We start from the raw sequence: 26716 nt of genomic DNA, 5'->3' as shown, positions 1-26716 counted from the left end.
AGGCAAACGAAATATTCGAGGAGTCAAAAAGCGGACAAGCAACTATGGGGCGAGAAAAAGAGGCGATCCCATCAATCAGCCATGCGACCCAAAACCAAGCATTTGTTTTAACTAAACAGTATTGGGCTCATACCTCGTTGGACAAGACTGCCATTGCGCCCCGGGTGCGAAATTTCATATAATGCCAGGCTTCGCAGCGATTTACTGGGCCCCGCGGCGAAGAAAAGCAGGACTTGCGTAAACAGTCGCATCGCTCGCCATGCCCCTGTGTGGGCGATTGGATGCCGTTCTTTTTGTGCAAGCCGTGAAGACACACCCACCTAAGAGGTTTCCTTCAGAGAAACACCGACCGTGGAAAAGGGCCCGCCAAACCAGCTCGAAAGCTATTTAGCACAATGTCTACGTTCAGCGCCAAGCCCGCTGACGTGAAGCACGAGTGGTTTGTGATTGACGCGACCGACAAGGTCCTCGGACGGGTAGCCAGCGAAGTGGCCCTCCGACTGCGCGGCAAGCACAAGGCCATTTACACGCCTCACGTCGACACGGGTGACTTCATCGTCATCATCAACGCCGCCAAGCTCAAGGTCACCGGTACCAAGAGCCTGGACAAGGTGTACTACCGCCATTCTGGCTTCCCCGGCGGCATCACCGCCACCAACTTCCGCGACCTGCAGGCCAAGCATCCGGGCCGTGCGCTCGAGAAGGCCGTCAAGGGCATGCTGCCCAAGGGCCCGCTCGGCTACGCCATGATCAAGAAGCTCAAGGTCTACGGCGGGGCGGAGCACCCGCACACCGCCCAACAGCCGCAAGTGCTGGAACTCTGAGGAGCCGACAATGATTGGTGAATGGAACAATGGCACAGGCCGTCGCAAGTCCAGCGTCGCCCGCGTGTTTCTGAAAAAAGGCACCGGCAAGATCACGGTCAACGGCAAGGACATCGAAGCGTTCTTCGGTCGCCAGACCTCGATCATGATCGCCAAGCAACCCCTGCTGCTGACCAACCATGCCGAAACTTTCGACATCCAGGTCAACGTGCGCGGCGGCGGCGAATCCGGCCAGGCCGGCGCCACGCGCCACGGCATCACCCGTGCGCTGATCGACTACGACGCCACGCTCAAGCCCGTGCTGAGCCAGGCTGGCTTCGTCACCCGCGACGCCCGCGAAGTGGAACGCAAGAAGGTCGGTCTGCACTCCGCGCGTCGCCGCAAGCAGTTCAGCAAGCGCTGATCGCGTCCTGGCCGCTGGGGGCGCCCCGCGCAAGACCGGGGGGCTTCCATGCGATATCAAAAACCGCCATCATGGCGGTTTTCTTTTGTTCGGGATCCCGAGCCGTGCGTCTTCGTTTGTTGCGCCGCCGTCTGACGGTCATGGCCCCGCGCGTGGCCATCCGCAGCACGCTGCCCTGGCCCGTGCGCTGGCTGTTCGCGGCCATGATGCTGGGCATCTGCGCTACCGTGGGGCTGTGGACGTTCGAGCTGGGCCGCGACATCGCGGGGCTGGACCGTTCCACGCACGATGAACTCGCTGCGCTGCGCTCCGACGCGGCGCAGTTGCGCGCGGAGCGCGACCGGCTGCAGCGCGATGCCAGCGCCGCAGGCAGCCTGCTGACGGCGCAGCAGGCGACGCAGGACCGGTTGCTGGTGCAGATCCGCCAACTGGAATCCGACAACCGCAGCCTGCGCGACGACCTGGGCTTCTTCGAGGCGCTGATTCCTTCGTCCGGCTCGGCGGACGTGGCCATCCGCGGGCTGCAGGCCGAAGTGCTCGACGGCGGGCAACTGCGCTGGCAGGTGCTGGTCATGCAGCCCGTCAAGAACGCGCCTGAATTCAAGGGCCGGCTCGAACTGACGGTGGCCGGCACCCAGGACGGCCAGCCCTGGAGCATGGCGCTGCCGGGCGGCCCGCAGCCCATGCATCTGCGCCAGTACCGCAGGCTCGAAGGGGTTTTCGGGCTGCCTGCGCGCGCCGTGGTAAAAAACGTCTCCGTCCGCGTCATGGACGGCGCGGCAGTCAGGGCCACGCAGTCCCTCGCGCTGTAGCCCTCCGCCTTTTCCTTGCGCCTTTTGATACGCCCAGCTCTCACCCAAGGAGTACCGATGTTTTCCCGGAAAAAGCAACCTCCCATCAAAAGCCTGATCGCCCAGGGCAGCAACATCGAGGGCAACGTGACTTTCTGCGACGGCCTGCGTGTGGATGGTGAAGTGGTGGGCGACATCGGCACCAACGCAGCGCAGCCCAGCATCCTCGTGCTGTCGGAAACCGCGCGCATCACGGGCGCCGTGCGGGCCGACTACGTGATCATCAACGGCAGCGTCGTCGGCCCGGTGCATGCCAACGAATTGCTCGAGCTGCAGCCGAAGGCGCGCGTGGAGGGCGACATCCACTACCGCGCGCTCGAAATGCACCAGGGCGCGCTGGTGTCGGGCCAGTTGCACCCGATGGACGCGCTGGAGGAAAAGCCCCTGCTGAAACTGGCGGCAAACAACCCCTGAGCCCCTCGGCGGGCGGATTGCAGTACCATCTTCCGCTCAGATTACCCATTGGAGCATCCCCATGAGTGCAGTTGCCGAAAACGTCCAGACGGCCATGCCCGAGCCCATCCTGTTCACCGACAGCGCCGCCGCCAAGGTGGCCGACCTGATCGCCGAAGAGGGCAATCCGGAGCTGAAGCTGCGCGTCTTCGTGCAGGGCGGCGGCTGCTCGGGCTTCCAGTACGGCTTCACCTTCGACGAGATCACCAACGACGACGACACCACCATGACCAAGAACGGCGTGTCGCTGCTGATCGACGCCATGAGCTACCAGTACCTCGTGGGGGCCGAGATCGACTACAAGGAAGACCTGCAGGGCGCGCAGTTCGTCATCAAGAACCCCAACGCCACCACCACCTGCGGCTGCGGGTCGAGCTTCTCGGTCTGACGCACGGTCCATCCACCACCCAAGCCGCCGCAAGGCGGCTTTTTATTGGTGCGCCCAATTCATGCCTTCACCATCTTCCGAGCCGGCTGGCGTCGGCGGTCCGCGCGGCGACATACTGCTCTGGCTCGTGGCCGTCGGCTTCTTCATGCAGACGCTGGACGCCACCATCGTCAACACCGCGCTGCCCGCCATGGCCGAGAGCCTGGGCGAGAGCCCGCTGCGCATGCAGTGGGTGGTGGTGGCGTATTCGCTCACCATGGCGATGCTGATTCCCGCCTCGGGCTGGATCTCGGACCGCTTCGGCACGCGCCGGGTCTACCTTGGCGCCATCCTGCTGTTCGGCCTGGGCTCGCTGGCCTGCGCGCTGTCGCCGAGCCTGCCTGCGCTGATCGCCGCGCGCGTGCTGCAGGGGCTGGGCGGCGCGCTGCTGCTGCCCGTGGGGCGGCTCGCGGTGTTGCGCGCGTACCCGCGCGAGCAGTTCCTGCGCGCGATGAGTTTCGTGTCCGTGCCCGGCCTGATCGGCCCGCTGCTCGGCCCCACGCTCGGCGGCTGGCTGGTGGAATACGCCTCGTGGCACTGGATCTTCCTCATCAACCTGCCCGTGGCTGTCATCGGCTGCGTCGCCACGGTGCTCCACATGCCCTCGGGGCTGGGCTACGCGGTCAAGCGCTTCGACCTCGGCGGCTACGCGCTGCTGGCCTTCGGCATGGTGGCGGTCTCGCTCTCGCTCGACGGACTCACGGGCATCGGCCAGGAGCAGGCCAACGTGCTGGTGCTGCTGGTGTTCGGCTTCGTGAGCATCACGGCCTACTGGCTGCGTGCGGCGCGGCGGCCCGACCCGCTGTTCGCGCCCGGGCTGTTCCTCGTGCCCAGCCTGCGCATCGGGCTGCTGGGCAACCTGTTCGCGCGCATCGGCAGCGGCTGCATGCCCTTTCTCATCCCGCTGCTGCTGCAGGTCTGCATGGGCTACGCGCCGGCGCAGGCCGGCATGATGATGCTGCCCGTGGCGCTCGCGGGCATGGGCGCCAAGCCGCTGGTGACGCGGCTGATCCTGCGCTTCGGCTACCGCCGCGTGCTGGTGGGCAATACCTTGTGCGTGGGCTTCATGATGATGACCTTCGCCTGGGCCGGGCCGGACCAGCCGTTGTGGCTGCACCTGCTGCGGCTGGCCTGCTTCGGCGCGGTGAACTCCATGCAGTTCACGGCCATGAACACGCTCACGCTCAAGGACCTGGAGAGCGATTCGGCCAGCAGCGGCAACAGCCTGCTGTCCATGGTGCAGATGCTGGCCATCGGCATGGGCGTGGCCGCTGCCGCCACTGTGCTGACGGGCTACACCGCCCACTTCACGGGGCATGGCGTGGCGCAGACGCTGCGGGCCTTCCACGCGACCTTTCTGACCATGGGCGTGGTGACCATGGCGTCGGCCTGGATCTTCTGGCAACTGCCCCAGGCGGGGTTGGCCGACAGGGCGTCGCCCGCACGCAGCGAGCCCAACGAGGGGGCGTGAGGCTTCAACCTGTGGAAACGGCAGTTGACCGCGGGGCATCCCTTGCCAGGCCGCATGCAATCGAGCGTTGACGGCTTCGATGGGGTTCGCCTCGTGGGTGAGAGCGCCATGCACCTGCCAGCGCCGCGCGCGGCGCGTCTTGCCTGGCACGCCGATCACGGCACCGGCGGGCGCATCCAACTGCCGTTTCCAGGTTCCATAAGAAAAATGCCCGCAGCGCTTATCCTGCCAGCGCAAGCAGCTATATTTTCAGGAGCGCTGTGCGGTGGGCGCCGGGTAGATGGCGCCGAGGATGCGCGGACCGCGCGCGCCCGTGGCGGCGGGCAGGTTTCCTGGCAGCCCTTGCAGCGCCTGCCGCGCCAGCCACGCGAACGCGGCGGCCTCGACCTGCAGCGGCGGCAGGCCGAAGTCGCCGGAGGAGGCGATGCGCATGCCTGCCGGCGCCAGGGCCTGGAGCCGCCGCATCAGATGCCCATTGAATGCCCCGCCGCCGCAGACGATGGCGGTGTCCGCCTCCGCGCCATGGCGGGCGATGGCCGCGGCCATCGCGTCCGAGATCGTACGGGCCGTGAACTCCGTCAGCGTGGCCTGTACGTCCACGGGCGCCGCGTCGCCATGGGATAGATGCGCGGCCAGCCACGCGGGGTTGAACAGGTCGCGCCCCGTGCTCTTGGGCGGCGTGCGGGCCAGGAACGGCTCCGCCAGCAGGCGGGCGAGCAGCGGCTCGACCACGCGGCCCTGCGCGGCCCAGGCGCCGTCGGCGTCGTAGTTGCGTCCGGTATGGCGCTGGCACCAGTGGTCCATGAGCGCGTTGCCGGGCCCGGTGTCGAAGCCGGTCGCGCTGCCGTCCGCATGCAGCACGCTGAGGTTGGCGATGCCGCCGATGTTGAGCACCAGCGTCGCTTGGCCCGCGCGCGCGAACACGCCCTGGTGGAAGGCCGGCACCAGCGGCGCACCCTGGCCGCCCGCCGCCACGTCGCGGCTGCGGAAGTCGGCCACCACCGCGATGCCCGTCAGCTCGGCCAGCAGCGCGGGCTGGTTGAGCTGCAGGGTGTAGCCGGTGCCATCGAATTCCTGCGGACGGTGGCGCACCGTCTGCCCATGGGCGCCGACGGCCCGCACCGCCGAGGGGGCCAGCGCGCCACCGCGCAGGAGCTGCGCGACCACCTCGGCATACAGGCGCGCCAGCGCATTGCCGGCCAGCGCGGCGCGGTGCAGTTCATCGGGGCCGGTGGTGTTGAGCGCCAGCAACTCTGCGCGCAGCGCGGCAGGAAAAGGGAGGGCCGCATGGCCCAGCACGCGCAGGCGCGGGCCGGAAAAGTCTGCCGCCACGCCGTCCACGCCGTCCAGCGAGGTGCCCGACATCAGGCCAATGCAGATGTCTGGCACGGGCGGGACAGGGTTTATTGGGCGCTGGCCTGCTGCACCGAGGCCGCCGCGTCGAGCTGGATGCGCATCATCGCGGCCAGGCGGTCGAACTGCGGCTTGGCGGCGGCGGGGATGGGAACGGCCTCGCTCTGCCGCGCGATGGCGAGCGGGTTTTTCTGCATGCCGTTCACGCGGAACTCGAAGTGCAGGTGCGGGCCCGTGGCCCAGCCCGTCATGCCCACCGCGCCGATGATGTCGCCCTGGCCCACGTGCTGACCGGGCTTCACGTCGATGCGGCTCAGGTGGGCGTAGACCGTCACGTCGCTGTTGCGGTGCTTCACGAAGATCACGTTGCCGTAGCCGTTCTGCACCCCGGCGAACTGGACCACGCCGTCGCCCACCGTGCGCACCGGCGTGCCCGTGGGGGCACCGAAGTCGGTGCCCAGATGCGCGCGCCAGGTTTGCAGAATGGGGTGCAGGCGCATGGAGAAGTTGCTCGTGACGCGCGTAAAGGCCAGCGGCGCCGACAGGTAGGCGTGCTGCAGGCTCTGGCCGTCGAGCGTGTAGTAGGCCCCCTTGGGTGCGCCGGGCTCCTGGAACCACAGGGCCTGGAACGACTTGCCGTTGTTCACGAACTCGGCGCTCAGCACGCGGCCCGCGCGCAGCGGCTCGCCGTCGCCCTCCAGTGTCTCGTAGACGATGGCGAAGCGGTCGCCCTTGCGCAGTGCGCGGCGGAAGTCGATGTCGTTGGCGAAAACCTCTGCCACCTGGCTGGCCACCGCGTCGGGAATGCCCGACGCGTCGGTGGCCGCGTAGAGCGACGATTCGATGGTGCCGCTCGCCAGCCGGCTCGACGCCGTGAGCGCCGCGGTTTCGATGCGCGAGGCGAAGCCCTGGGGCGTGCGCTCGACCACCAGGCGCTGGAAGTTGCCGGTGGTGTCGTCGGCCACCCAGCGCGCGGTCAGGCGCTGCAGCTCGTGCTGGGCCGTGGCCTCTGCCGTCACGGCACGGCCCACGCGGCCCAGCAGGCTCTGGCGCACCTGCGCATCGCCGCGCAGGAAGGCGGCGGCCAGCGGGTCGGAAACGCCCAGGCGCTGCAGCAGGGCGTCGGCGGTGTCGGTGGCGCGGCTGAGGTCGGAGCGGTAGAGCGACAGCCCGGCCAGCGGCACGTCGTCGGCCAGCGGGGCGGGGGCCAGAGGCTCGACGGATTGGATGATCTCGCGCACCACCATGCCGGCGACGGGGTCGGGTGCCAGGGAGGCCAGGGCGAAGGCACCGCCGCCGCCGCACAGCAGCAGGGCCGCCAGGGCGGCGGTGACGCGCTTGGGATGGCGCTGGAGTCCGAGGGCCATGGGGCGCAGCCATGCTTCGCCGGTGGCAATCAAGCCATGTTTCAAAGTCAAAATCCCCAGAAGATTGCGCTCAGTGGGCCTGATCCCGGATATGTCCGGGTGGCAAGCCCCTGGTGTAATGGATCGGTGCGCGACCGGTCAAAAGGTCACAAAACTCGCAAAAAGCGGGCCAATTAAAATGCCTGCCTGCGTCAATCGCGTGAAAGTATATCTGCGCGCTTTGGGCCGGTACCTGAGAAAACCCTTATGAATCAATCTGTTGTTACAAACTACCCCGTGACCGAGCGCGTCGAGGCGGCCCTGCAGATCTCGCTGCGCGGCGTCGACGAACTGCTGCCGCGCGAAGATTGGGTGAAAAAGCTCGCCCGCGCCGAGGCCACGGGCGTGCCGCTGCGCATCAAATTGGGGCTCGACCCCACGGCGCCGGACATCCACATCGGCCATACCGTGGTGCTCAACAAGATGCGCCAGTTGCAGGACCTGGGGCACCAGGTGATCTTCCTGATTGGCGACTTCACCAGCATGATTGGCGACCCGTCGGGGCGCAACACCACGCGCCCGCCACTCACGGCCGAGCAGATCAAGGTGAACGCCGAGACCTACTACAAGCAGGCCAGCCTGGTGCTGGACCCGGCCAGGACCGAGATCCGCTACAACAGCGAGTGGAGCGACCCGCTGGGCGCGCGCGGCATGATCCAGCTCGCCGCCCGGTACACGGTGGCGCGCATGATGGAGCGCGACGACTTCCACAAGCGCTTCCACGCCGGCCAGTCGATCAGCGTGCACGAGTTCCTCTACCCGCTGATGCAGGGCTACGACTCGGTGGCGCTGAAAAGCGACCTGGAGCTCGGCGGCACCGACCAGAAGTTCAACCTGCTCATGGGCCGCCACCTGCAGCAGGAGTACGGCCAGGAGCCCCAGTGCATCCTGACCATGCCGCTGCTCGAGGGGCTCGACGGCGTGGACAAGATGTCCAAGAGCAAAAACAACTACATCGGCATCAGCGAGGCCCCGAACACCATGTTCGCCAAGCTGCTCTCCATCAGCGACGAGCTGATGTGGCGCTGGTACACGCTGCTGTCGTTCCGATCGCTGGCGGACATCGCGGTGCTTCAGTCCGAGGTGGCGGCGGGCCGCAACCCCAAGGACGCCAAGGTGCTGCTGGCGCGCGAGATCACCACGCGCTTTCACGGCGCCGCCGCCGCCGACGCGGCGGAGCAGGACTTCGCCAACCGCAGCCGGGGCGGCGTGCCCGACGAGATTGCCGAGGTGGCGCTGGCTGGCGCACCGCTGGGCATCGGCGCCCTGCTCAAGCAGGCCAACCTTGCGCCCTCCACCAGCGAAGCCAACCGCCTCATTGACGGCGGCGGCGTGCGGGTGGATTCGAGCGTGGTCAGCGACAAGGGCCTCAAGCTCGGCGCCGGCACCTACGTCGTGCAGGTGGGCAAGCGCAAGTTCGCGCGGGTGACGCTGGCGGCGTAGCGTCATGTGCTATTGATTGGATAGCTGCTGCCGCAGGAAAATCAAGCGTTGGGGCCTGATTTGACCACCATTTCAACCTAGAAACGGCAGTTGGATGCGCCTGCCGGTGCCGTGATCGGGGTGCCGGGCAAGACGCGACGACGCGGCGGGCTGGTTGCCCGCAAGGAGGAGCAATGCCGCCGCATGGCGCCCCGAGCGCGGTGCTGGCAGGTGCATGGCGCTCTCACCCACGAGGTGAACCCCGTCGAAGCCGGCAACGCTCGATTTCCTGCGGCCTGGCAAGGGATGCAAAGCGGTCAACTGCCGTTTCTAGGTTCAATCACCCGCCCGCCGCGGCCAGCGCCTGCAAAAAGCTGCGCCGCCACCAGTGCACGTCCTCGTCGCGCACGCGCTGCAGCAGCTTCTGGTGGCGCTGCTGGCGTTCTTCGCGCGGCATCTGCAGCGCCTGCTGGATGACCTGCGCCGTGCCGTGGGTGTCGTAGGGGTTGACCAGCAGCGCCTCCTTCAGCCGCTCCGCCGCGCCGGCGAAGCGCGAGAGCACCAGCACGCCCGGGTCCGCCGGGTCCTGCGCCACGATGAATTCCTTGGCCACCAGGTTCATGCCGTCGCGCAGCGGCGTCACCAGCCCCACCTGCGTGGCGCGGTACAACCCGGGCAGGCGCTTGCGCGCGATGGTGCGGTGGATGTAGCGCACCGGCATCCAGTCCAGGTCGCCGTAGTCGCCGTTGATGGAGCCGCACAGGTGCTCCAGCTCGCGCCGGATGTCGGCATACGCGTCCACGCTTTCGCGGCTGGGCGAGGCGATCTGGATCAGCGTGGCGCTGTGGCGGTTCTCGGGGTACTGGGCCAGCAGCTCGCGGAAGGCGCGCACGCGGTGCGGAATGCCCTTGGAATAGTCGAGCCGGTCCACGCCCATCAGCAGGCGGCGGCGCTTGTACTCCTCGCGCGTGCTGGCGTAGGTGTCGCGCGCTTCCTGCGCGTGCGTGAGCGCGGCGAACTCGTCCACGTCGATGCCGATCGGGAACGCCCGCGCCTCCAGCGTGCTGCCGAAGGCGCGGAAGCGGTGCCGGTCCAGCGGCTGCGCGCCGGCCTCGGTCTCGACGTAGCGCGCGAAGTGCGACAGGTCCACTTCGCTCTGGAAGCCCACCAGGTCGTAGGCGAACAGCGCGCGCATCAGCCAGTCCTGCTGCGGGATGGTGGCCAGCAGCAGCGGCGGCGGCAGCGGGGTGTGCAGGAAGAAGCCGATCTTCTGCCGGCAGCCCATGGCGCGCAGCTCGGCGGCCAGCGGGATCAGGTGGTAGTCGTGCACCCAGATGGTGTCGCTGTCCTTGAGCAGCGGCAGCAGCTTGCGCGCGAACATCTGGTTCACACGGCGGTAGCCGGCGATGTAGCCGGCGTCGAAGTCCGCCAGGTCCACGCGGTAGTGGAACACCGGCCACAGCACGCCGTTGCTGTAGCCCTGGTAGTAGCTGTCGTGATCCTCGCGGCTCAGGTCCACGGTGGCGAGCGTGGCCGGGCCGGCCTGCTGCGTGTGCAATTCGCCCTCGCCGGGCGTTCCGCCTTCCACGATGTTGCCGCTCCAGCCGAACCACAGGCCACCGGTTTCGTTGAGCGTCTCGGCCAGCGCCACCGCGAGCCCGCCCGCGGCCACCTTGCGCGGGTCGGCCACGCGGTTGGAGACGACGACAAGACGGCTCATGGGTTGTTGTCTCCTGGTCAGATCACCGAATCCCACGGCTTGGACAGTCGCATCGCGGCGTTGATGATGCCCACCATCGAATAGGTCTGCGGGAAGTTGCCCCACATCTCCTGCGTGGTGGCGTGGGTATCCTCCGACAACAGTCCGAGGTGGTTGCGCGCCGCGAGCATGGTGCCGAAGATCGCGCGCGCCTTCTCGTGCCGGCCGGTGCGCGCCAGCGCGTCGATGTACCAGAAGGTGCAGATGTTGAACGCCGTCTCGGGCCGGCCGAAGTCGTCGGGTGCCTCGTAGCGGCGCATGTAGGGGCCGTCGCAGAGCGTGGCCTCGAGCGCGTCCACGGTGGATATGAAGCGCGGGTCCTTCGGGTCGATGAAGCCCACCTCGGCCATCAGCAGCACGCTGGCGTCGAGGTCGCGCCCGCCGAAGCTCTCGGCGAACGCCTGGCGCTGCGGGTTCCACGACCGCTCCAGGATCTCCTCGCGCATGCGCTGCGCGTGGCCCTGCCAGTAGGCGGCGCGCGCGGGCTGGTTCCAGGCCGCCGCGATCTTGCCGAGCCGGTCGCAGGCGGCCCAGCTCATCAGGGCCGACGAGGTGTGCACGCGCGCGCGCGTGCGCAGCTCCCACATGCCCGCGTCGGGCGTGCCGTACACGCGCACCGCCTGCTCGCCCACCTGTTCGAGCCGTGCGAACTCGGCCTGCGAGGGCCGGTGCAGCAGCCGATGGTCGTGGAACGCCTGCGCCGAGCCGAGCACGATGTTGCCGTACACGTCGTGCTGGAAGTGCTCCTGCGCCTGGTTGCCTACGCGCACCGGGCCCATGCCGCGGTAGCCGGGCAGGCCGTCGATGAACGACTCCTGCAGCTCGCGCTCCAGGCCGATGCCGTACAGGGGCTGGATGTGCATGCCGTCGGCGGCCACCACCACGTTGGAGAGCCAGCGCAGGTAGTCCTCCATGGTGCCGATCTCCGACAGGCTGTTGAGCGCACGCACCACGAAGAAGGCGTCGCGCAGCCAGCAGTAGCGGTAGTCCCAGTTGCGCTGGCTGCCCGGCGCCTCGGGGATGCTGGTGGTCATGGCCGCGACGATGGCGCCCGTCTCTTCGTAGAGCGAGAGCTTGAGCGTGATGGCCGCGCGCACCACCGCGTCCTGCCATTCGAGCGGCAGGGCCAGGCGCTGCGACCACTTGCGCCAGTAGGTCACGGTTTCCTGCTCGAACGTGCGCGCCGTCTCGGCGATGCCGTCGGCCAGCGTCTCGTCGGCGCCGAGCAGGAAGTTGTACTCGCGCGTCACCACGAACGGCTGGTGCGAGAGGATGTGGTCGATCGGCGCGTCGGTGTTCAGGCGCAGCGTCATGGCCTCGCCCACGAAGCGCACGTGGTTGCTGCCGCGCGTGATGCGCGGCGCCGCGCGCCCCCAGTCGTAGCGCAGGTCCACCTTCACGCGCACGCGCGGCGAGCCGTGCAGGGGCCGCACGCGGCGCACCAGCATCAGCGGGCGGAAGAAGCGCGAGCGGCTGTAGAAGCGCGGGCAGAAGTCCGTCACCTCGATGCCCTGGCCCCGGTCGTCGAGCAGTTGGGTGCGCAGCACGGCGGTGTTGGGCTCGTACCACTGGCGCGTGCTGACCTGGTTTTCCAACTCGAACGCGAACGCGCTCGCGTGCGCGCCGGGGTCGAGCAGGGCGCTGAACACCGGGTCGCCGTCGAAGCGTGGCAGGCAGCACCAGACGATGCGCGCGTGCTGGTCCACCAGCGCGCTGAAGGCGCAGTTGCCGATCACGCCCAGCGCCAGCGATGGCGCAGCCGCGGGGCCAAAGCGGTGGGCGGGCGCGGGGGCCGCCGCCGTGGGGTCATGCATGGGGGGCTCCCGTGGGAATGGATGCAGCCGGGGCCCAAGCACGCGCCGTGCCCAGCAGCCAGGCGCGCACGGCCTGCGGGTCGTTGCAGCGCCAGCCCGCCGCGCTCGCGCCGGCTCCGACCTTGATGCCGGCGCCGCCGAGCGCCTGCGCGGCGACGATGGCGGACTCGTCGGTCACGTCGTCGCCCGCGAACACCGGCACCCGGCCCGCGAACGGCGGCGTGGACATCAGCGCCTGCAATGCGCGGCCCTTGTCGATGCCGCGCAGCTTGACCTCCAGCACGCACTTGCCTTCGAGCAGCGCCATGCCGGGCATGGCCTGCACGGCTTGTAGCAGCGCGGCGCGGCACAGCGCCTCCAGCTCCGGCGCGTGGCGGTAATGCAGGGCCACGCCAGCCTGCTTGCGTTCCAGCAGCAGGGCGGGGTGGGCCTGTACCAATGCCTGCGCGGCGGCCAGGGCGGGGCCGAGGTCGGGCGGCTGCGCGAGGTTTTCCGTGCGACCGTCGGCGAAGCGCAGCAGCGCGCCGTGCTCGCCCGCAGCGGGCAGCACCAGCGGGGCGAGGAAGCGGTCGATGTCGGCCAATGGCCGGCCCGTGGCAATGGCCAGCGCGCCGCCCAGCGCCGCCTGCAGCGCGCCCAGCGCGCCGGCCAGGCCCGGGGGCACGCGCACGGCGTCGGGCCGCGGGGCGATGTCGACCAGAGTGCCGTCGAAGTCGAGGAACAGCGCGTAGCGCGCATCCAGCAGGGGCAGGGCAGCAGGCGCAATCATTGCCGCAACCTTACCAGCACTGCGCGCGCCGGGCTGCGCGGCGGCGGATCGCGAGGGGCGCGGGCATGGGCTTGCAGCCCGGCGCGCCGCAAGCCGCGTCAGTGCGGCAGCTCCAGCGCCTGCGCCACCGCCCGGACGCGCGCCTGCTCGATCAGCGCGCCCACCTGCGGCCCCTGCAGGCCGCGCGCCTGCGCCTGGGCCGCGATGTCCGCCGTGGCCACGCCCTGCGCCGCATGCAGCGCGGCCAGCAGGCGCCCGGCCTGCGGGTAGGGTGCGTCCTGCAGGCCGGCGCGGCCCCGCGCATCGCATTCGCAGGCCAGCAGCACCTCGGCGAAGCGCGCGGGCTTGCGCAGCGCGTCGCAGCGCACCAGCAGCCGCACCAGCGCGGCGGCGCCCAACCCCTCGCTGCGGTGGATGTTGCCGTGTTCGCGCGCCACCACGTCGGCCAGCTCGCGGCAGTCGGTGGGCACGCGCAGGCGCTCGCACAGGGCCCGCAGCAGCCGCGCGCCGCGCGCCTCGTGGCCGATGTGGCGCGGCAGCAGCTCGACGGGCGTGGTGCCCTTGCCGAGGTCGTGGCACAGGCAGGCGAAGCGCACCGCCAGCGGCGCTTGCAGCCGCGCGGCCATGTCGAGCACCAGCAGCAGGTGCGCGCCCGTGTCCACCTCGGGGTGGTGCTGCGCGGGCTGGGGCACGCCCCAGAGGCGGTCCACCTCGGGCAGCAGCACGGCCAGCGCGCCACAGGCACGCAGCACCTCCAGCATGCGCGATGGGCGCTCTTCCATCAGGCCGCGCGCCAGCTCCTGCCAGACGCGCTCGGGCACCAGGTGGTCGGCTTCGCCGGCGGCCACCATCTCGCGCATCAGCGCCATGGTTTCGGGCGCCACGGTGAAGTCGGTGAAGCGGGCGGCGAAGCGCGCCACGCGCAGGATGCGCACCGGGTCTTCGCGGAAGGCGTCGGAGACGTGGCGCAGCACGCGGTGCTCGATATCCTGTGTGCCGCCGTAAGGGTCAAAAATGGCCTCAGCGCCCGTATTATCTGCGGCGGCAGCTATGGAATTGATAGTAATGTCGCGCCGCGCCAGGTCTTCTTCGAGCGTGACTTCGGGCGACGCCTGCACCACGAAGCCGCGGTAGCCACGGCCGCTCTTGCGCTCGGTGCGCGCCAGGGCGTATTCCTCGCGTGTCGCGGGGTGCAGAAAGACGGGGAAGTCGCGCCCGACGGGCAGGTAGCCCAGTGCCTCCATCTGCGCGGGCGTGGCACCCACCACCACCCAGTCGCGGTCGTGCACCGGGCGGCCCAGCAGCCGGTCGCGCACCGCGCCACCCACCATGTAGATGTCCATGCCGCGCAGTGTAGCGAGGCGGTGCCGAAGGCTTCGTGGCGGGCCTTCCACGTGCCGGCTCCCTGTGCCAAGGTTCGCGGCCACCTCGCGCCACAACTGGCGCTCAGTCGTGCCAGGGCGCGCGGTACGCCACAAAGGGCGACGGTTGCTCAGTCGTCATCGTGGTCGCTCTGCAAGGTCATGGCGCCCCCGTTCTGGAGCGGCACCAGCCCATTCGGCGATTGTTGCCACTCCCAGGACCAGAACGCCAGGACGGCCAGCAGGACAACGATGGCCATGGCGCTGTGGTTGTTGCGCACGAGGTCGGGCCCGCTGCCTTCCACGTGCCCCGTCAGCATGGGCAGAGCCTGGTTTTTCCGGCGCAGCACGCTCAGGCCCGCGATCAGTGACAGGTGCGCGAGAACGACCCAGAGAAAGGTTTCGCCGGCGGCTTCGTGCAGGTCTTCGAGCCACTCGCCGCCCCAGTCGTTGTAGGTTGCATAGCCGCTGAGCGTCACCGGCACCACCAGCGCCAGCAAGGCCGCCACGGCCAGCGCCATGAGCAGGTTCTGGCCCTGGCGCCAGTTGATTGCCGCCAATGATCCGCCCCGCGCCGCGGATTTCAGCCATGCCGGGCCGCCGGAGAGCTTGCGCAGCAGGAGCGCCAGGCGCGCGTGGCGCGGCCCCGCCAGGCCCCACGCCACGCGAAACGCGAACAGGCCCGCCAGGGTGTAGCCCAGCGTCACGTGCAGCAGCCGCCAGCGTTCGCCGTCGGCGGTGAGGTAGGCCCCGAGAAAGCACAGGGCGAACAGCCAGTGAAACACCCGGGTCGGCGCGTCGATGACGCGGCGCGGACGCACGGTCGCCGGGCGAGACGGGGCGGATGTCGAAGCAATGGGAGGCGTTGCGTTCATGGGCGGATCCATTCGAGCGGTTCACCGGTGGTCGTTGTCGGACCAGGCGCGGCGATAGCGAGCATCCAGGCTCGCGGGGAAGGCGACGTTGTCATCGTCGTAGTCGCCGCTGTCGGCGCGGGTGTGGCAGGCCGCGCAGTTGGCCGCGCTCTTGACGGCCGGGTGTTTCCAGACCTGCGGATCGATCTTGCGGTGCTTGCGTTCGAACCAGGCCGAGCGGGTGATGCGGTCTTCGGGCGGCGGCTCCTTCACGCGCCTGGCGGTGCCGGCATGGGCTTGCAGCCAGACGCTGATCTGCCGGACGGTGGCCTCGTCTAGGGACGCATCGGTGCCATAGTGCTGGCCCAGCCCGTTCATGATGCTGCTCCATGAACCCGAAGGCAGGAAGGCGGGCGGGTAGGCGATATGGCAGGCGGCACACTCCTGCTTGTAGGCGGGCAGGACATTGGGCGGAAGCTGGCTGCCATCGTCGGCATGTGCCTGGGAAACCAGGGCAAGGTACGGCATCGTCAGCAGCGAACCCAGCACCAGGCGCAGCGCCATGGCGCTGCGGGCGGCGGGGCGAATCGGAGGGAGGGTATCCATGGCGGCTGGCTCTTTCTTTCGTCAGGTATTCAGGGCTGCAGGCTCAACAGGTAGGCGAGTACGTCGGCCTTCTCGGCGGCGCTGCATTCGCGGCTGAGCACGTCTTTGCAATTGCGGCGAAACCACTTCTCCACGCGCGCGGTGTCGGTGAAAGCCTTGGGGTTGAAAGCGGGAGCGAGCGGCGGGATGGTCTTGCCGGTGGTGGCATGCTTGCCCTGGCCAGTCGGCGGCGTGCCGTGGCACGATGTGCAAGACCATTCCCCGCCGTGCCGGGCGCCGAAGAAAACGCGCCCCTTCCCGGCATCGCCAGGCGCGCCGGCCTGTGCGCTCCAGAAGTTGAGTTGCTGGGTGGCCGTGGTGTCACCCGCCCGGGCCGCGCTGGTAAAGGCCAGCATGGCGGCGAGCGCCAGAATGGAAACGAGGGTGGGGCTGGTGAAGCGCTGCATCGGTGCTGCGCGTGCGCACGGGTCGAACATGGTGGGGGTCTTTTTGCGTTGGTGCCGCCATCCTGCATCCGGCCACTTGCACCGAGTCTGAAGGAGGTGTTCATGTGGCGTTCAGAACGCGTCGGGGACGATGCGGTTCTCGATCAGCCGTCCAACAGCAGCCGCTCAACACCAGCCCCGCTTTCGGGGGCTCTAAAAACCGTCTCCCACCCAGCACCGCCGCAGCCAACGCGATAATCACCCGATGAGCAAGTCCCAGGCCCGCGGCGCCATCAAGTTTGGCCGAATGCATGAGAAATGGGGCATGAAAAGCCCGCCGAAAAGAGACGGGTTTGCTCAAAAAATGAGCAGACCCGACAATTGCAAGCAATCTCGGCCAGTGATGGGCTGAAAACGGCGGTTTAGAGGTTCCCTGTCATGTTTTCGTGCTCAAGCCGCTTCCTTGTGCCTCGTGCGCCTGCCCTGCTGCTTGTCGCCGCGGTGAGTGGCATGAGCACGCCAGCCCATGCCAGGGACGAAGGCGACCACGACCGGGCGCGTCAGGCCGTCGAGGCGGGCCAGATCCTGCCGCTGCGCACCTTGCTCGAACGCCTGGAGCGCGAGCAGCCTGGGCAGGTCATGGAAGTGGATTTGGAGCGCGAAGACGGCCAGTGGCTCTACGAAATCAAGCTGCTGCAAGCCGGCGGCCAACTGGTCGAGTTCAAAGTCGATGCGAAGAGCGCGCGCGTGCTCAGCCGCAAGGAAAAGACATCCGAGCGCCAACGGCATCGGGATGGCGCGCGCTGACCCATGCGCCGGCCGGTGCCCAACACTGCATGCGCATCCTGATCGTTGAGGACGAACCCACGTTGCAGGCGCAACTGCGCGCCGCGCTGGAAGACGCCGGCTATGCGGTGGACGCCGCCGACAATGGTCGCGACGCGCAGCATCTGGGCGAGTCCGAGCCCTTCGATGCCGTGGTGCTTGACCTCGGGCTGCCCATGCTCGATGGCATCACGGTGCTCAAGCGCTGGCGCGACGCGGGGCTCGGCATGCCGGTACTGATTCTGACCGCCCGTGACAACTGGCACGAGAAGGTGGCGGGCATCGACGCCGGCGCCGACGACTATCTGACCAAGCCCTTCCACATGGAGGAGTTGCTGGCCCGCCTGCGCGGGCTGATCCGGCGCGCCAGCGGGCTGGCGTCGCCCATGCTGACCTGCGGGCCGCTCGCGCTCGATACGCGCAGCAGCCGGGTGACGCTTGCCGGGCAGCCCGTGCATCTCACCAGCCACGAGTTCAGGGTGCTGTCGTACCTGATGCACCATCCGGGGAGCGTGGTCTCGCGCACCGAACTCACCGAGCACATCTACGCCCAGGACTTCGACCGCGACTCCAACACCATCGAGGTGTTCGTGGCCCGCCTGCGCAAGAAGCTGCCTTCCGAGTTGATCGAGACCGTGCGCGGGCTGGGCTATCGGCTGGTGCTGCCATGATGGCGCCGCCCCATTGGGTGTCTTCACTGCGCTTTCGCCTGCTGGCGGCCACCCTGGTCGGCATCGTCCTGGCGCTGCTGCTGGCGGGCTTCGCGCTCGCCGACCTGTTTCGCGACCATGTGACACGGCAGTTCCAGGCAAGCCTCGCACAGCAGCTCGACCAACTTACTGCCCGTCTGGAATTCGGTGCGGCGGGGGAGCCCGTGCTCGATGGCCGGACTCTCTCCGACCCGCGCTGGCAAAAACCGTATTCGGGCCTTTACTGGCAAATCGACGGCATCGGACGCTCGGGCGTGCTGCGCTCACGCTCGTTGTGGGATACCACGCTGCAACTACAGACCGATGCGCTGGCGCACGGCGGACTCCACGTGCACCGGGGCACCGGCCCGCTGGGTGTGCCGGTGCTGATGCTCGAACGCTCCGTCCAGTCCTCGGATGACCCGCAAACCGTCTGGCGGCTGATCGTCGCGGCCGACACCCAGGCGCTCGAGGAGGCTGTCGGCGGCTTTGCCGGCGTATTGGCTGCCTCGCTGGCGGTGTTGCTCGCGCTGTTGGTGCTGGCGGCGCTGGCGCAGGTGGGGGTGGGCCTGTCGCCGCTGCGCGCACTGCAACGCTCTCTCGCCGCGGTGCGAGAAGGTCGGGAGCAGCGGCTGGAAGGCAACTTTCCGGCGGAGGTGCAGCCGCTGATCGATGATTTCAACAGCGTACTGGAGCGCAATGCCGAAGTGGCGGCCCGTGCACGCACGCACGCGGGCAACCTGGCGCATGCCATCAAAACGCCTCTGGCGGTACTGGGCCAGGCCGCCGGGCAAGCCTTGAAGCAGGCGCCCGTCCCGCTCGATGCTGCGGCGGCCCCCGTGGGCGCATTGGCCCGGCTGGTGCAGGAACAGGTCGACGTCGCACGCCGGCAGGTCGATTGGCATCTGGCGCGCGCGCGCGCGGCGGCGGCCCTGCGCATGCCCGGCCTGCGCACGCCGCTGGCGCCGGTGGTCGCGGGCCTCATTCGCGTCATGCGGCGGGTGCATGCCGGGCGCGGGCTCACCATCGCCAGCGAAGAACTGCCCGGCACCTGGGCTTTCTCGGGGGAAGAGCAGGACCTGCAGGAGATGCTGGGCAACATACTGGACAACGCCTGCAAATGGGCCCGGACGACCGTGAAAGTGAGTGCGGCGCTGGTGCCATCTCCCTTGCCGCCACGGCTTTGCGTGTGCATCGAAGACGACGGGCCGGGCATCGAAGCCTCCCGCCGGGCCGCCGTGATGGCGCGTGGCGTGCGCATCGACGAGTCCGTGCCCGGCTCCGGGCTGGGTCTGGCGATCGTGGCCGAGTTGGTACAGATATACGGCGGTGACATCGAACTGCAAACCTCCGCCCTGGGTGGCGTGCGCGTGCAGATCCATCTGCCGGCGGCAGGCTGAATGGATGGCGACACCTTCTTGCCGGCATCCTTGAACGCTAATGCTTGCAGGCACTCACCCCACCGGCCACACCACGCCGTTGTCGTTCAATATGGCGTCCAGCGGCATGTCGTGCGGCTCGGGCTCGAATTCGTCCACGAAGCCCTGCGTGAAGCCCAGCCCCACGGTGAAGGGCTTGGGCTCCAGCGCGGCCAGCGTGCGGTCGTAGAAACCGCCGCCATAGCCCAACCGGTAGCCGCCGGGCCCGTAGCCCAGGCAGGGCACGAACAGCAGCGTGGGCACGATCAGCTCGGTATCCTTGGGCTTGGGGATGCCGTAGGCGTCCTCCTCCATCGGGCAGCCGGGGTACCAGGCGTGGAAGGTCAGCGTCTTGTGCACCTTGTCCACCACCGGCATGCCGATGCGGCGGCGCTCTGGCTCGCCCTGCAGTTCGCCGTCCTCCTTCCAGCGGTGCAGCGCGGGCAGCGGGTCGAACTCGCCCTTGATCGGCCAGTACGCGCCGATCACCGTGTCGGGCCGCCCCACGAGCCAGATGCGCATCACCTGCTGCAATGCGTCGGCGCGCTGTAGGCGGTCGGGCATGTCCAGGCGTTGTGCTATCAGTGCCTGCCGCAAGGCGGTTTTGTCCATAATTTCTCCCATGGTCCGATTTCCAAAGATTCTGACACTGCTGGCGGCGGCTGCGCTGCTGGCCCTGGCGCCTGCTTTTTCATGGGCGCAGAACCCCGCCGACGATGTGCTGCTCGACATGGCGCAGGCGTTTCGCAAGAACGACGCCAAGAAGCTCGCCGCGCTGCTGCCCCAGGCGCGCGGCCATGTGCTGGAGCCCTGGGCCGCCTACTGGGAGCTGCGCGCGCGGCTCGACACCGCCAGCCCCGACGAGGTGGCCGCCTTCTTCGCCCGCTATGCCGGCACCTACCAGGAAGACCGGCTGCGCAACGACTGGCTGCTGCTGCTGGGCCAGCGCCGCGACTGGGGCGCCTTTGCCACCCAGCACCCGCAGTACCGCATGTCCGACGACCGCGAGGTGCGCTGCTACGCGCTGCTGGTCGATGCGCTGCAGACGGGCCGCTACGGCGCCGAGGCGGCCGACGAGATCCGCCGCAACTGGTTCGCGCTGCGCGAGGCCGACGACGGCTGCACCACCGCGGTGGACCGCTTCGCCGCCGAAAAGCGGTTCGACGCGCTCGACGTGTGGCGCAAGGCCCGCCTGGCGCTGGAGGCCAACCGTCCGCGCGCCGCGCGCAACGCCGTGGCCATCGCCGCGCCCGAGGCGCTCGGCCAGTTGCGCGAGCTCACCGACAACCCCGTGCGCTTCCTCTCCAGGCGCGCCACCGCCAACACGCGCCTGCGCCGCGAACTGGTGGCGCTGGCGCTGGTCAAGGCCGCCGCCAACGACCCGGACGCCACCGCCGCGCTGCTCGACAGCAAATGGAGCGTGCAGCTCACGCCCGAGGAGCGCAACTGGCTCTGGGCCGTGATCGGCAAGCAGGCGGCGCAGCGCCTGTCGCCGCAGGCGGCGCAGTACTTCGCCAACGTGGCGCGCGACGCCGACCTCAACGACGACCTGCTGGCCTGGAAGGTGCGCGCCGCCCTGCGCGCGGGCCAGTGGCGCGTGGTGCAGAAGGCCGTGGAGGCCATGGGCCCCGAGGCGCAGAAAGACAGCGCCTGGGTCTACTGGCGCGCCCGCGCCGTGCTGGCCCAGCGCCCCGGCGAAGCCGAGCGGGCGCAGGCGCGCCAGTGGCTCGAATCCATCGCCAGCCCGCGCGGCTTCTACGAGCAGCTCGCGCTGGAAGACCTGGGCCGGCCCATCGCCGTGCCGCCGGCCCCGCCGCCGCCCACGCCCGAGGAGAAGGAGGCCGCGCGCCTCAACCCCGGCCTGAACCGCGCCGTGTACGCCATCACCCTGGGCCTGCGCAGCGAAGGCGTGCGCGAGTGGAACTACACCATCAACCTGCACACTCCCGGCGGCATGGACGACCGCGCCCTGCTGGCCGCGGCGGACTTCGCCTGCCAGCGCGAGGTGTGGGACCGCTGCATCAACACCAGCGAGCGCACGCGCGACGTGGTCGACATGGCGCAGCGCTTTCCCATGCCGTTTCGCGATGCGGTGCTCAAGCGCGCGGCGGAGATCGGCCTGGAGCCGGCCTACGTGTACGGCCTGATCCGCCAGGAAAGCCGCTTCATCATGAACGCGCGCTCGGGCGTGGGCGCCTCGGGGCTGATGCAGGTCATGCCCGCCACCGCGCGCTGGACGGCCAAGAAGATCGGCCTGTCCGGCTTCACGCCCAGCCAGCTCACCGAGCACGACACCAACATCGCCATCGGCACGGCCTACCTGAAGCTCGCGCTCGACGACTTCGACGGCTCCATGGCGCTGGCCGCCGCCGCCTACAACGCCGGCCCGGGCCGCCCGCGCATCTGGCGCAATGGCCCGGTGCTCGACGCCGCCATCTGGGCCGAGAACGTGCCCTTTGCCGAAACGCGCGACTACGTGAAGAAGGTGCTGGCCAACACCACGAACTATGCCGCGCTCATCACGGGGCAGCCGCAGTCGCTGAAAAGCCGGCTCGGCACCATCGGCCCGCGCGACGCGGGCCGGTCCGAGCCGAACAAGGATCTTCCGTGAGGATACTCCCCCTGCTGCAATGCGCCACCGCAGGCAGAAAGCCAGAGTTAGAGGCATACTCCCTGGGTCCATGGCATTTTCCGTGTCGCGGAAAATGCCCGGCGCAGCGCTACAGGTTGACCAGCATGCCGCCCTCGCGCCGCAGCGCGCCGGAGCCGGCAAGGTCGTCCAGCAGCCGCTCCAGCCATGCCTCGCGCGGCTCCCCGGCGAAGTGGCGCGCATGCAATAGCCCGAAGTAGGGCGTGGCCTGCACCCAGGCCCGCAGCGCCGGCAGGCCGATGCGCTGCCATTCGAGCAGCTTGTACTTGAGCAGCACCTTGGCCGCGTAGAGCGCGTGGCGGCGCGGCTCGCGCACGAAGCCGTCGAGCCGGCGCCGCGCCGCGCCGAGCGCGCGCGCCGCGTCGGTGAACGCCGCGCCGTGCCCCGGCACGACAGTGGCCGGCGCCAGGCGCTCTATCAAGTCCAGCGTGGCCCCCACGTCGGCGAATGCGCTGGCGCCCTCCAGCTCGGGGAACACCACGCCGAAGCCGTGCTCCCACAGCGCGTCGCCCGAGATCAGCGTGCGCGAGGCGGGCTCGAACAGCAGCACCGCATGCGGATCGTGGCCCGGCGCGGCATGCACCTGCCAGGCCCGGTCGCCCAGGGCCACGGTGGTGCCGGGCTCCAGCAGCGCGTCGTAGCGGAAGCGCGGGCAGTCCTGCCCGGTAGGGATGTAGCCCAGCGCGTCGGCGTCCCAGCCGCGCACAAGCGCGGCCTGGCCGGGCGGTATCAGCGTTTGCACCTCGGGCCAGGCGGCCTGCAGCGCGGCGTTGCCGCCGCAGTGGTCGCTGTGCAAGTGGGTGTTGAGGATGCGCCCCAGCGGCCCGCCGCTGGCGCCGGCCAGCGCCGCGCGCACCAGCGCCAGCGTCTGCGCGGCATGGGTGCAGTAGCCCGTGTCCACCAGCGCCGTGCCCGCGCGGCCCGCGAAGAACACGCCGTTGGCCGACAGCCAGCCCCGCTGGATGACGGCCATTGTGGGCGGTAGCGCTTGTCGCATGGGCGGTGGAAGCTATGGTTTCGGGAGTACGGCGGGCTTGGCCCGGCGGAGGCGGCAAGGATGCTTGCGTGAGAATACAGGCATGTCGTCTTCTCTTGCGAATCGTACACGCCCATTGTCCAAGCCGCCTGTGCGGGCCGCCACCGGGCCTGCCCCGGTGCCGGGGCCCACGCCGCGGCGTGCCGCATGACGGCGCGGTTGCAGCGCGCGCTGATGGCGGTGCTGCTGGCGGCGCTGGCCGCATGGCTGGCGTGGGCGCTGCCGCGCTGGCCGCTGCTGGCGGCCGCTGGCGCGCTGCTCATCTTGTTCGGCTACGCGGCGGTGCTGGGCGCCGAGTGCGCGCTGATGCACTGGGCCAACCGCGGCGACCCCGCGCCGCGCGCCAGCCTGGCCCAGGTGCTGCGCGCCTGGTGGGGCGAGGCGGGCATGTCGCCGCGCGTCTTCTACTGGCGCCAGCCGTTGCGCGCCAACGCCGTGCCCGACCTGCTGTCGCCCGGCCCCGGCGCGCCGCAGCGCGGGGTGGTGCTGGTGCACGGCTATCTGTGCAACCGGGGTTTCTGGAACCCGTGGCTGCAGGCCCTGCGCGCGCGCGGGCAGGTCTGCATCGCGGTGAACCTGGAGCCGCCGTTCGGCCCCATCGACGGCTATGCCGCCACCATCGACGCGGCGGTGCGCCGCGCCACGGCGGCCACCGGACTGCCGCCGGTGCTGGTGTGCCACAGCATGGGCGGACTGGCGGCGCGCGCCTGGCTGCGCGCGTGGCCCGATGCGGCGGCGCGCGTGCGGCGCATCGTCACCATCGGCGCGCCGCACCACGGCACCTGGCTGGCGCGCTTCAGCGGGCGCGAGAATGTCCGCCAGATGCGGCGCCGGGGCCCGTGGCTGCGCGCGCTGCGCGCGCATGAGCCGGCGGGCCGCGCGGCGCTTTTCACCTGCTGGTACTCCAACTGCGACAACGTGGTGTTCCCGGCTTCCACGGCCACGCTGGCCGGCGCGGACAACCGCTTCATCGCCGGCGTGGCGCACGTGGGCATGGCGTTCCACCCACAGGTCATGCGGGCGGTGCTCGACGAATGCGCGGCTTGACCCGGTCAGCCAGGCCCCGCGCCGTCATCGGCGGGCACGGGCCTGTCGCCCGGCGCGGCCTCGCCGGGGGTGAACTCCGGCAGGCCGCGGATGCGCGCATACAGGGGCGCGAAGTCCTGCCCGGCCAGCCGCAGCAGGCCGTCGAGGCCGTCGAGCACGAAGTACGTTTCCTGGAAGTCGTCGATGCGGTAGCGCGTGCGCATGGCGCGCTCCACGTCCAGCAGCAGCCGCTGCGGCCGGGGGCTTTGCACCGAATAGGGCAGTTCGCCGGCAGAGCTCAGGATGCCCGCGCCATAGGCCCGCAGGCCCCGCGCCTCGCGCACCAGACCGAACTCGATCGTGTACCAGTACACGCGCGACAGCAACTCGCACGCGCCCAGGCCGTGGGCCTTGAGCCCGCCCTGGCCGTAGCACTGGATGTAGTCGGCGAACACCGGGTTGAACAGCAGCGGCACGTGGCCGAACAGGTCGTGGAAGATGTCGGGCTCGACCACGTAGTCGAACTCCGCGGGCGTGCGAATCCAGTCGGTCACCGGAAACTTGCGCTGCGCCAGCAGCGAGAAGAACGGCACCTCCGGTATCAGCCCCGGCACGGCCACGATCTGCCAGCGCGTGGCCCGGTAGAGCCGGTCGTTGATGTCGTCGAAGCGCGGGATGGCCGCGCGCGCGCCGAGCGCGGGCAGCGCGTCGATGAACGCCTGGCTCGCCAGCCCCGGCAGCAGGGCGCACTGGCGCTCGTACAGGCGCCGGTAGGTGTCGTGGTCGCGCGCCGTGTAGGCCGCGTAGTCCTGCGCGCAGGTGTAGTCGCCGGATGCACGGGCGTAGTCGCCGCGCGGCGGGCGCTCGCTCGCGCCGTAGACAACAGGGTTGACCACCATGTTGCCCCTCCGTTCAGGAACACCGCGCAGCCGGCTTTGCCGGGCCGCTGGCGTTGCCCCCATGAGGGGGGAGGCGGCTACATGATGAAGTGAGCAAGCAACGGGGGCAGGTCATAGCACGCCACGGCGCATCTGGTCCAGCTCGATGCTCTCGAACAGCGCCTTGAAGTTGCCGTTGCCGAAGCCGTCGTCGCCCTTGCGCTGGATGAACTCGAAGAAGATCGGCCCGAGCTGGTTCTCGCTGAAGATCTGCAGCAGGATCGCATCCTTCTTGCCGTCGATCAGGATCTTGCGGCGCTGCAGTTCGGCCACGCTCTCGCCGTGGCCCGGAATACGCTGGTCCACCAGCTCGTAGTAGGTGTCGATGGTGTCGAGCAGCTTCACGCCGCCCGCGCGCAGCGCGTCCACCGTGGCGTACAGGTCGTCCGAGCCCATGGCGATGTGCTGGATGCCCTCGCCGTGGTACATGTCCAGGTATTCCTGGATCTGGCCGGGTTTGTCCTTGCCCTCTTCGTTGATCGGGATGCGGATCTTGCCGCAGGGGCTGGTCATGGCCTTGCTCTTCACGCCCGTCACCTGGCCCTCGATGTCGAAGTACTTGATCTCGCGGAAGTTGAACAGCCGCTCGTAGAAGTCGGCCCACTCGGCCATGCGGCCCCGGTGCACGTTGTGCGTGAGGTGGTCGATGTAGGTCAGGCCATGGCCCCGCGGGTTGAGCGCCTCCTGTGCCGTGATGCCCGGCAGCGATTCGAAGTCCACGTCGAAGAAGCCGATGTTGCCGATGTCGCCCGGCTGCGCGCCGTTCTTGCCGCGCCAGCGGTCCACCAGGTAGATCAGGCTGTCGCCGATGCCCTTGATGGCCGGGATGTTCAGCTCGCCCGGCCCCGCCGTGCCCGCGTAGCCCCAGGCGCCCAGGCCGATGGCGCGCTCGTAGGCGGCCTTGGCGTCCTGCACGCGGAACGCGATGGCGCAGATGCTGGGCCCGTGCAGGCGGGCGAAGCGCTGGGCGAACGAGTCGGGCTCGGCGTTGAGCAGGAAGTTGATTCCGCCCTGGCGGTACAGCGTCACGTTCTTGTGGCGGTGCCGGGCCACGGGCCTGAAGCCCATGCGCTCGAACACCTGGCCCATGGCGGCGGGATCGGGCGCGGCGTATTCGATGAACTCGAAACCGTCGGTGCCCATGGGGTTGTCCCAGGCGGCGAGCGGGGCGGTGGCTTGTGCGGGCAGGGCGGCGTTCATGGCGTGTCTCCGTGATATGGGCAGGATGCGATGGGGATCGTTGCACTGTAGGGGCGTACGGCCTCATGTTTTCTGCAAAAACGGGTGTGATATGTGCCGCCAGTGCAGGAAAACTGCAAAATGCGGTACATGGAAGCACTCGACAAGCTCGACCGCCAGATCCTGCGCAGCCTGCAGGCCGATGGCCGCGCGACCTACGACCAGATCGCCGAGGCCGTGGGCCTGTCGCCGAGCGCCGTGCTGCGCCGCGTGAAGCGGCTGGAAGAGGCCGGCGTGATCGACTGCTACGCCGCCCTGGTGCGGCCCGAGGCCGTGGGCCTGAGCCTGACGGCCTACCTGAACGTGCGCCTGGAAAAGCACACCGAAAGCCACAAGCGCAACCCCATGGACCTGTTTCGCGCCAGCGTGCAGACCTGGCCCGAGGTGGTGGAATGCGCGGCCCTCACGGGCGAGATGGACTACCTGCTGCGCGTGGTGGTGGCCGACATGGCGCACTACAGCCGCTTCATCATGGAAACGCTGCTCAAGCACCCGAGCGTGCAGGACTGCAAGACGAGCTTCGTGCTGGACCGGCTGAAGGCAACCACTGCGCTGCCGGTGTAGGCGCGGATGGGCTGTCGATTGCTATTATTTCAATAGCTACCAGCGCAGGTGGAACAAGCGCCAGGAGCATTTTTGATACATAAACCCCAGGAGTTTTGTGCATTGCGACAAACGGTCTTGGTGCTGCTAGGGA

The 26716-nt window shown here is 69.1% G+C and carries 27 protein-coding genes; 14 read left to right on the top strand and 13 right to left on the bottom strand.

All coding sequences use genetic code 11. The features are described from left to right. From PY257_RS14850 to mdtD, 7 genes are all read left to right on the top strand, one after another. On the top strand, positions 1 to 182 hold a 182-nt coding region (locus PY257_RS14850), incomplete at its 5' end, for a hypothetical protein (protein ID WP_275743207.1). Positions 183 to 395: 213 nt separating this feature from the next. Next, positions 396 to 824 (top strand): 50S ribosomal protein L13, encoded by a 429-nt coding sequence (gene rplM / locus PY257_RS14845; protein WP_275743205.1) that lies wholly within the window; start codon positions 396 to 398, stop codon positions 822 to 824. Between the two features lie 10 nt (positions 825 to 834). After that, positions 835 to 1227 carry a 30S ribosomal protein S9 gene (gene rpsI, locus PY257_RS14840; protein ID WP_275743203.1) on the top strand — a complete coding sequence of 131 codons (393 nt, stop codon included), beginning with the start codon at positions 835 to 837 and terminating at the stop codon, positions 1225 to 1227. 104 nt (positions 1228 to 1331) lie between these two features. Next, positions 1332 to 2039: a DUF6776 family protein gene (locus tag PY257_RS14835; RefSeq protein WP_275743201.1), complete on the top strand. Its 708-nt coding sequence runs from the start codon at positions 1332 to 1334 to the stop codon at positions 2037 to 2039. A gap of 57 nt (positions 2040 to 2096) precedes the next feature. Continuing rightward, entirely contained in the window at positions 2097 to 2492 is a 396-nt protein-coding gene (locus tag PY257_RS14830; protein ID WP_275743199.1) for a bactofilin family protein, read from the top strand. A gap of 61 nt (positions 2493 to 2553) precedes the next feature. Further along, positions 2554 to 2919, top strand: coding sequence for an iron-sulfur cluster insertion protein ErpA (gene erpA / locus PY257_RS14825; protein WP_275743197.1), 366 nt, complete (start codon positions 2554 to 2556; stop codon positions 2917 to 2919). 61 nt (positions 2920 to 2980) lie between these two features. Continuing rightward, positions 2981 to 4429 (top strand): multidrug transporter subunit MdtD, encoded by a 1449-nt coding sequence (mdtD, locus tag PY257_RS14820; RefSeq protein ID WP_275743195.1) that lies wholly within the window; start codon positions 2981 to 2983, stop codon positions 4427 to 4429. A 249-nt stretch (positions 4430 to 4678) separates the two neighbouring features. Here the strand turns inward: mdtD and PY257_RS14815 are convergent, their stop codons facing one another. Together PY257_RS14815 and PY257_RS14810 are read right to left on the bottom strand one after the other, a co-directional pair. Continuing rightward, on the bottom strand, positions 4679 to 5818 hold the full coding sequence (locus PY257_RS14815) for an anhydro-N-acetylmuramic acid kinase (RefSeq protein ID WP_275743193.1): 1140 nt from the start codon (positions 5816 to 5818) through the stop codon (positions 4679 to 4681). Between the two features lie 14 nt (positions 5819 to 5832). Further along, complete coding sequence (locus tag PY257_RS14810) at positions 5833 to 7194, bottom strand: M23 family metallopeptidase (RefSeq protein WP_419095723.1); 1362 nt, start codon at positions 7192 to 7194, stop codon at positions 5833 to 5835. Positions 7195 to 7395: 201 nt separating this feature from the next. On the opposite strand from PY257_RS14810, the gene tyrS reads away from it, so the two are divergent. After that, entirely contained in the window at positions 7396 to 8631 is a 1236-nt protein-coding gene (gene tyrS / locus PY257_RS14805) for a tyrosine--tRNA ligase (protein WP_275743189.1), read from the top strand. Between the two features lie 319 nt (positions 8632 to 8950). Here the strand turns inward: tyrS and otsA are convergent, their stop codons facing one another. The 7 genes from otsA to PY257_RS14770 all read right to left on the bottom strand — a co-directional run bounded on the left by otsA (position 8951) and on the right by PY257_RS14770 (position 16249). Continuing rightward, a complete protein-coding gene (gene otsA / locus PY257_RS14800) occupies positions 8951 to 10330 on the bottom strand; it encodes an alpha,alpha-trehalose-phosphate synthase (UDP-forming) (RefSeq protein ID WP_275743187.1) in 1380 nt (459 codons plus the stop codon). Between the two features lie 17 nt (positions 10331 to 10347). Further along, positions 10348 to 12183, bottom strand: a complete 1836-nt coding sequence (locus PY257_RS14795; protein WP_275743185.1) for a glycoside hydrolase family 15 protein — start codon at positions 12181 to 12183, stop codon at positions 10348 to 10350. Beyond that, positions 12176 to 12952, bottom strand: a complete 777-nt coding sequence (gene otsB, locus PY257_RS14790; protein WP_275743183.1) for a trehalose-phosphatase — start codon at positions 12950 to 12952, stop codon at positions 12176 to 12178. The genes PY257_RS14795 and otsB overlap by 8 nt, the downstream gene beginning before the upstream one ends. A 98-nt stretch (positions 12953 to 13050) precedes the next feature. After that, the gene (locus PY257_RS14785) at positions 13051 to 14295 is read right to left on the bottom strand and encodes a multifunctional CCA addition/repair protein (RefSeq protein WP_275743181.1); all 1245 of its coding nucleotides are present in this window, start codon (positions 14293 to 14295) and stop codon (positions 13051 to 13053) included. A 149-nt stretch (positions 14296 to 14444) separates the two neighbouring features. Further along, positions 14445 to 15188 carry a cytochrome b/b6 domain-containing protein gene (locus PY257_RS14780; RefSeq protein ID WP_275743179.1) on the bottom strand — a complete coding sequence of 248 codons (744 nt, stop codon included), beginning with the start codon at positions 15186 to 15188 and terminating at the stop codon, positions 14445 to 14447. A 21-nt stretch (positions 15189 to 15209) separates the two neighbouring features. Then, the gene (locus tag PY257_RS14775) at positions 15210 to 15773 is read right to left on the bottom strand and encodes a diheme cytochrome c (protein ID WP_275743177.1); all 564 of its coding nucleotides are present in this window, start codon (positions 15771 to 15773) and stop codon (positions 15210 to 15212) included. Positions 15774 to 15802: 29 nt separating this feature from the next. Further along, the gene (locus PY257_RS14770; RefSeq protein WP_419095722.1) at positions 15803 to 16249 is read right to left on the bottom strand and encodes a DUF1924 domain-containing protein; all 447 of its coding nucleotides are present in this window, start codon (positions 16247 to 16249) and stop codon (positions 15803 to 15805) included. Positions 16250 to 16708: 459 nt separating this feature from the next. On the opposite strand from PY257_RS14770, the gene PY257_RS14765 reads away from it, so the two are divergent. From PY257_RS14765 to PY257_RS14755, 3 genes are read left to right on the top strand one after another with little or no spacing between them, the layout of a single operon-like run. Beyond that, positions 16709 to 17005, top strand: a complete 297-nt coding sequence (locus tag PY257_RS14765; RefSeq protein ID WP_345799252.1) for a PepSY domain-containing protein — start codon at positions 16709 to 16711, stop codon at positions 17003 to 17005. A gap of 29 nt (positions 17006 to 17034) precedes the next feature. Next, positions 17035 to 17694, top strand: a complete 660-nt coding sequence (locus tag PY257_RS14760; RefSeq protein WP_275743172.1) for a response regulator transcription factor — start codon at positions 17035 to 17037, stop codon at positions 17692 to 17694. Beyond that, a complete protein-coding gene (locus tag PY257_RS14755) occupies positions 17691 to 19112 on the top strand; it encodes a sensor histidine kinase (protein ID WP_345799251.1) in 1422 nt (473 codons plus the stop codon). Before PY257_RS14760 ends, PY257_RS14755 begins: the two co-directional genes overlap by 4 nt. A 54-nt stretch (positions 19113 to 19166) precedes the next feature. On the opposite strand, the gene PY257_RS14750 is transcribed toward PY257_RS14755, so the two are convergent. Continuing rightward, entirely contained in the window at positions 19167 to 19742 is a 576-nt protein-coding gene (locus PY257_RS14750) for a 5-formyltetrahydrofolate cyclo-ligase (protein ID WP_275743170.1), read from the bottom strand. Positions 19743 to 19752: 10 nt separating this feature from the next. On the opposite strand from PY257_RS14750, the gene PY257_RS14745 reads away from it, so the two are divergent. Further along, positions 19753 to 21741 carry a lytic transglycosylase domain-containing protein gene (locus PY257_RS14745; protein ID WP_275743168.1) on the top strand — a complete coding sequence of 663 codons (1989 nt, stop codon included), beginning with the start codon at positions 19753 to 19755 and terminating at the stop codon, positions 21739 to 21741. 109 nt (positions 21742 to 21850) lie between these two features. Here the strand turns inward: PY257_RS14745 and PY257_RS14740 are convergent, their stop codons facing one another. Further along, entirely contained in the window at positions 21851 to 22777 is a 927-nt protein-coding gene (locus tag PY257_RS14740) for an MBL fold metallo-hydrolase (protein ID WP_275743165.1), read from the bottom strand. Between the two features lie 186 nt (positions 22778 to 22963). Between PY257_RS14740 and PY257_RS14735 the strand changes: the two genes are divergently transcribed. Further along, positions 22964 to 23863 (top strand): esterase/lipase family protein, encoded by a 900-nt coding sequence (locus PY257_RS14735; protein ID WP_275743163.1) that lies wholly within the window; start codon positions 22964 to 22966, stop codon positions 23861 to 23863. A 5-nt stretch (positions 23864 to 23868) separates the two neighbouring features. On the opposite strand, the gene phhA is transcribed toward PY257_RS14735, so the two are convergent. Together phhA and hppD are read right to left on the bottom strand one after the other, a co-directional pair. Further along, positions 23869 to 24741, bottom strand: a complete 873-nt coding sequence (gene phhA / locus PY257_RS14730) for a phenylalanine 4-monooxygenase (RefSeq protein ID WP_275743161.1) — start codon at positions 24739 to 24741, stop codon at positions 23869 to 23871. A 111-nt stretch (positions 24742 to 24852) separates the two neighbouring features. Continuing rightward, entirely contained in the window at positions 24853 to 25980 is a 1128-nt protein-coding gene (gene hppD / locus PY257_RS14725; protein WP_275743159.1) for a 4-hydroxyphenylpyruvate dioxygenase, read from the bottom strand. Positions 25981 to 26109: 129 nt separating this feature from the next. Between hppD and PY257_RS14720 the strand changes: the two genes are divergently transcribed. After that, positions 26110 to 26583, top strand: coding sequence for an Lrp/AsnC family transcriptional regulator (locus PY257_RS14720; RefSeq protein WP_275743158.1), 474 nt, complete (start codon positions 26110 to 26112; stop codon positions 26581 to 26583). The last annotated feature ends 133 nt before the right edge of the window (positions 26584 to 26716 follow it).

Source organism: Curvibacter soli (genome assembly GCF_029211125.1).
GTDB lineage: Bacteria > Pseudomonadota > Gammaproteobacteria > Burkholderiales > Burkholderiaceae_C > Curvibacter_A > Curvibacter_A soli.
Note: the sequence above shows the minus strand (reverse complement) of the source record. Positions and strands in the feature narration are given on the sequence as shown.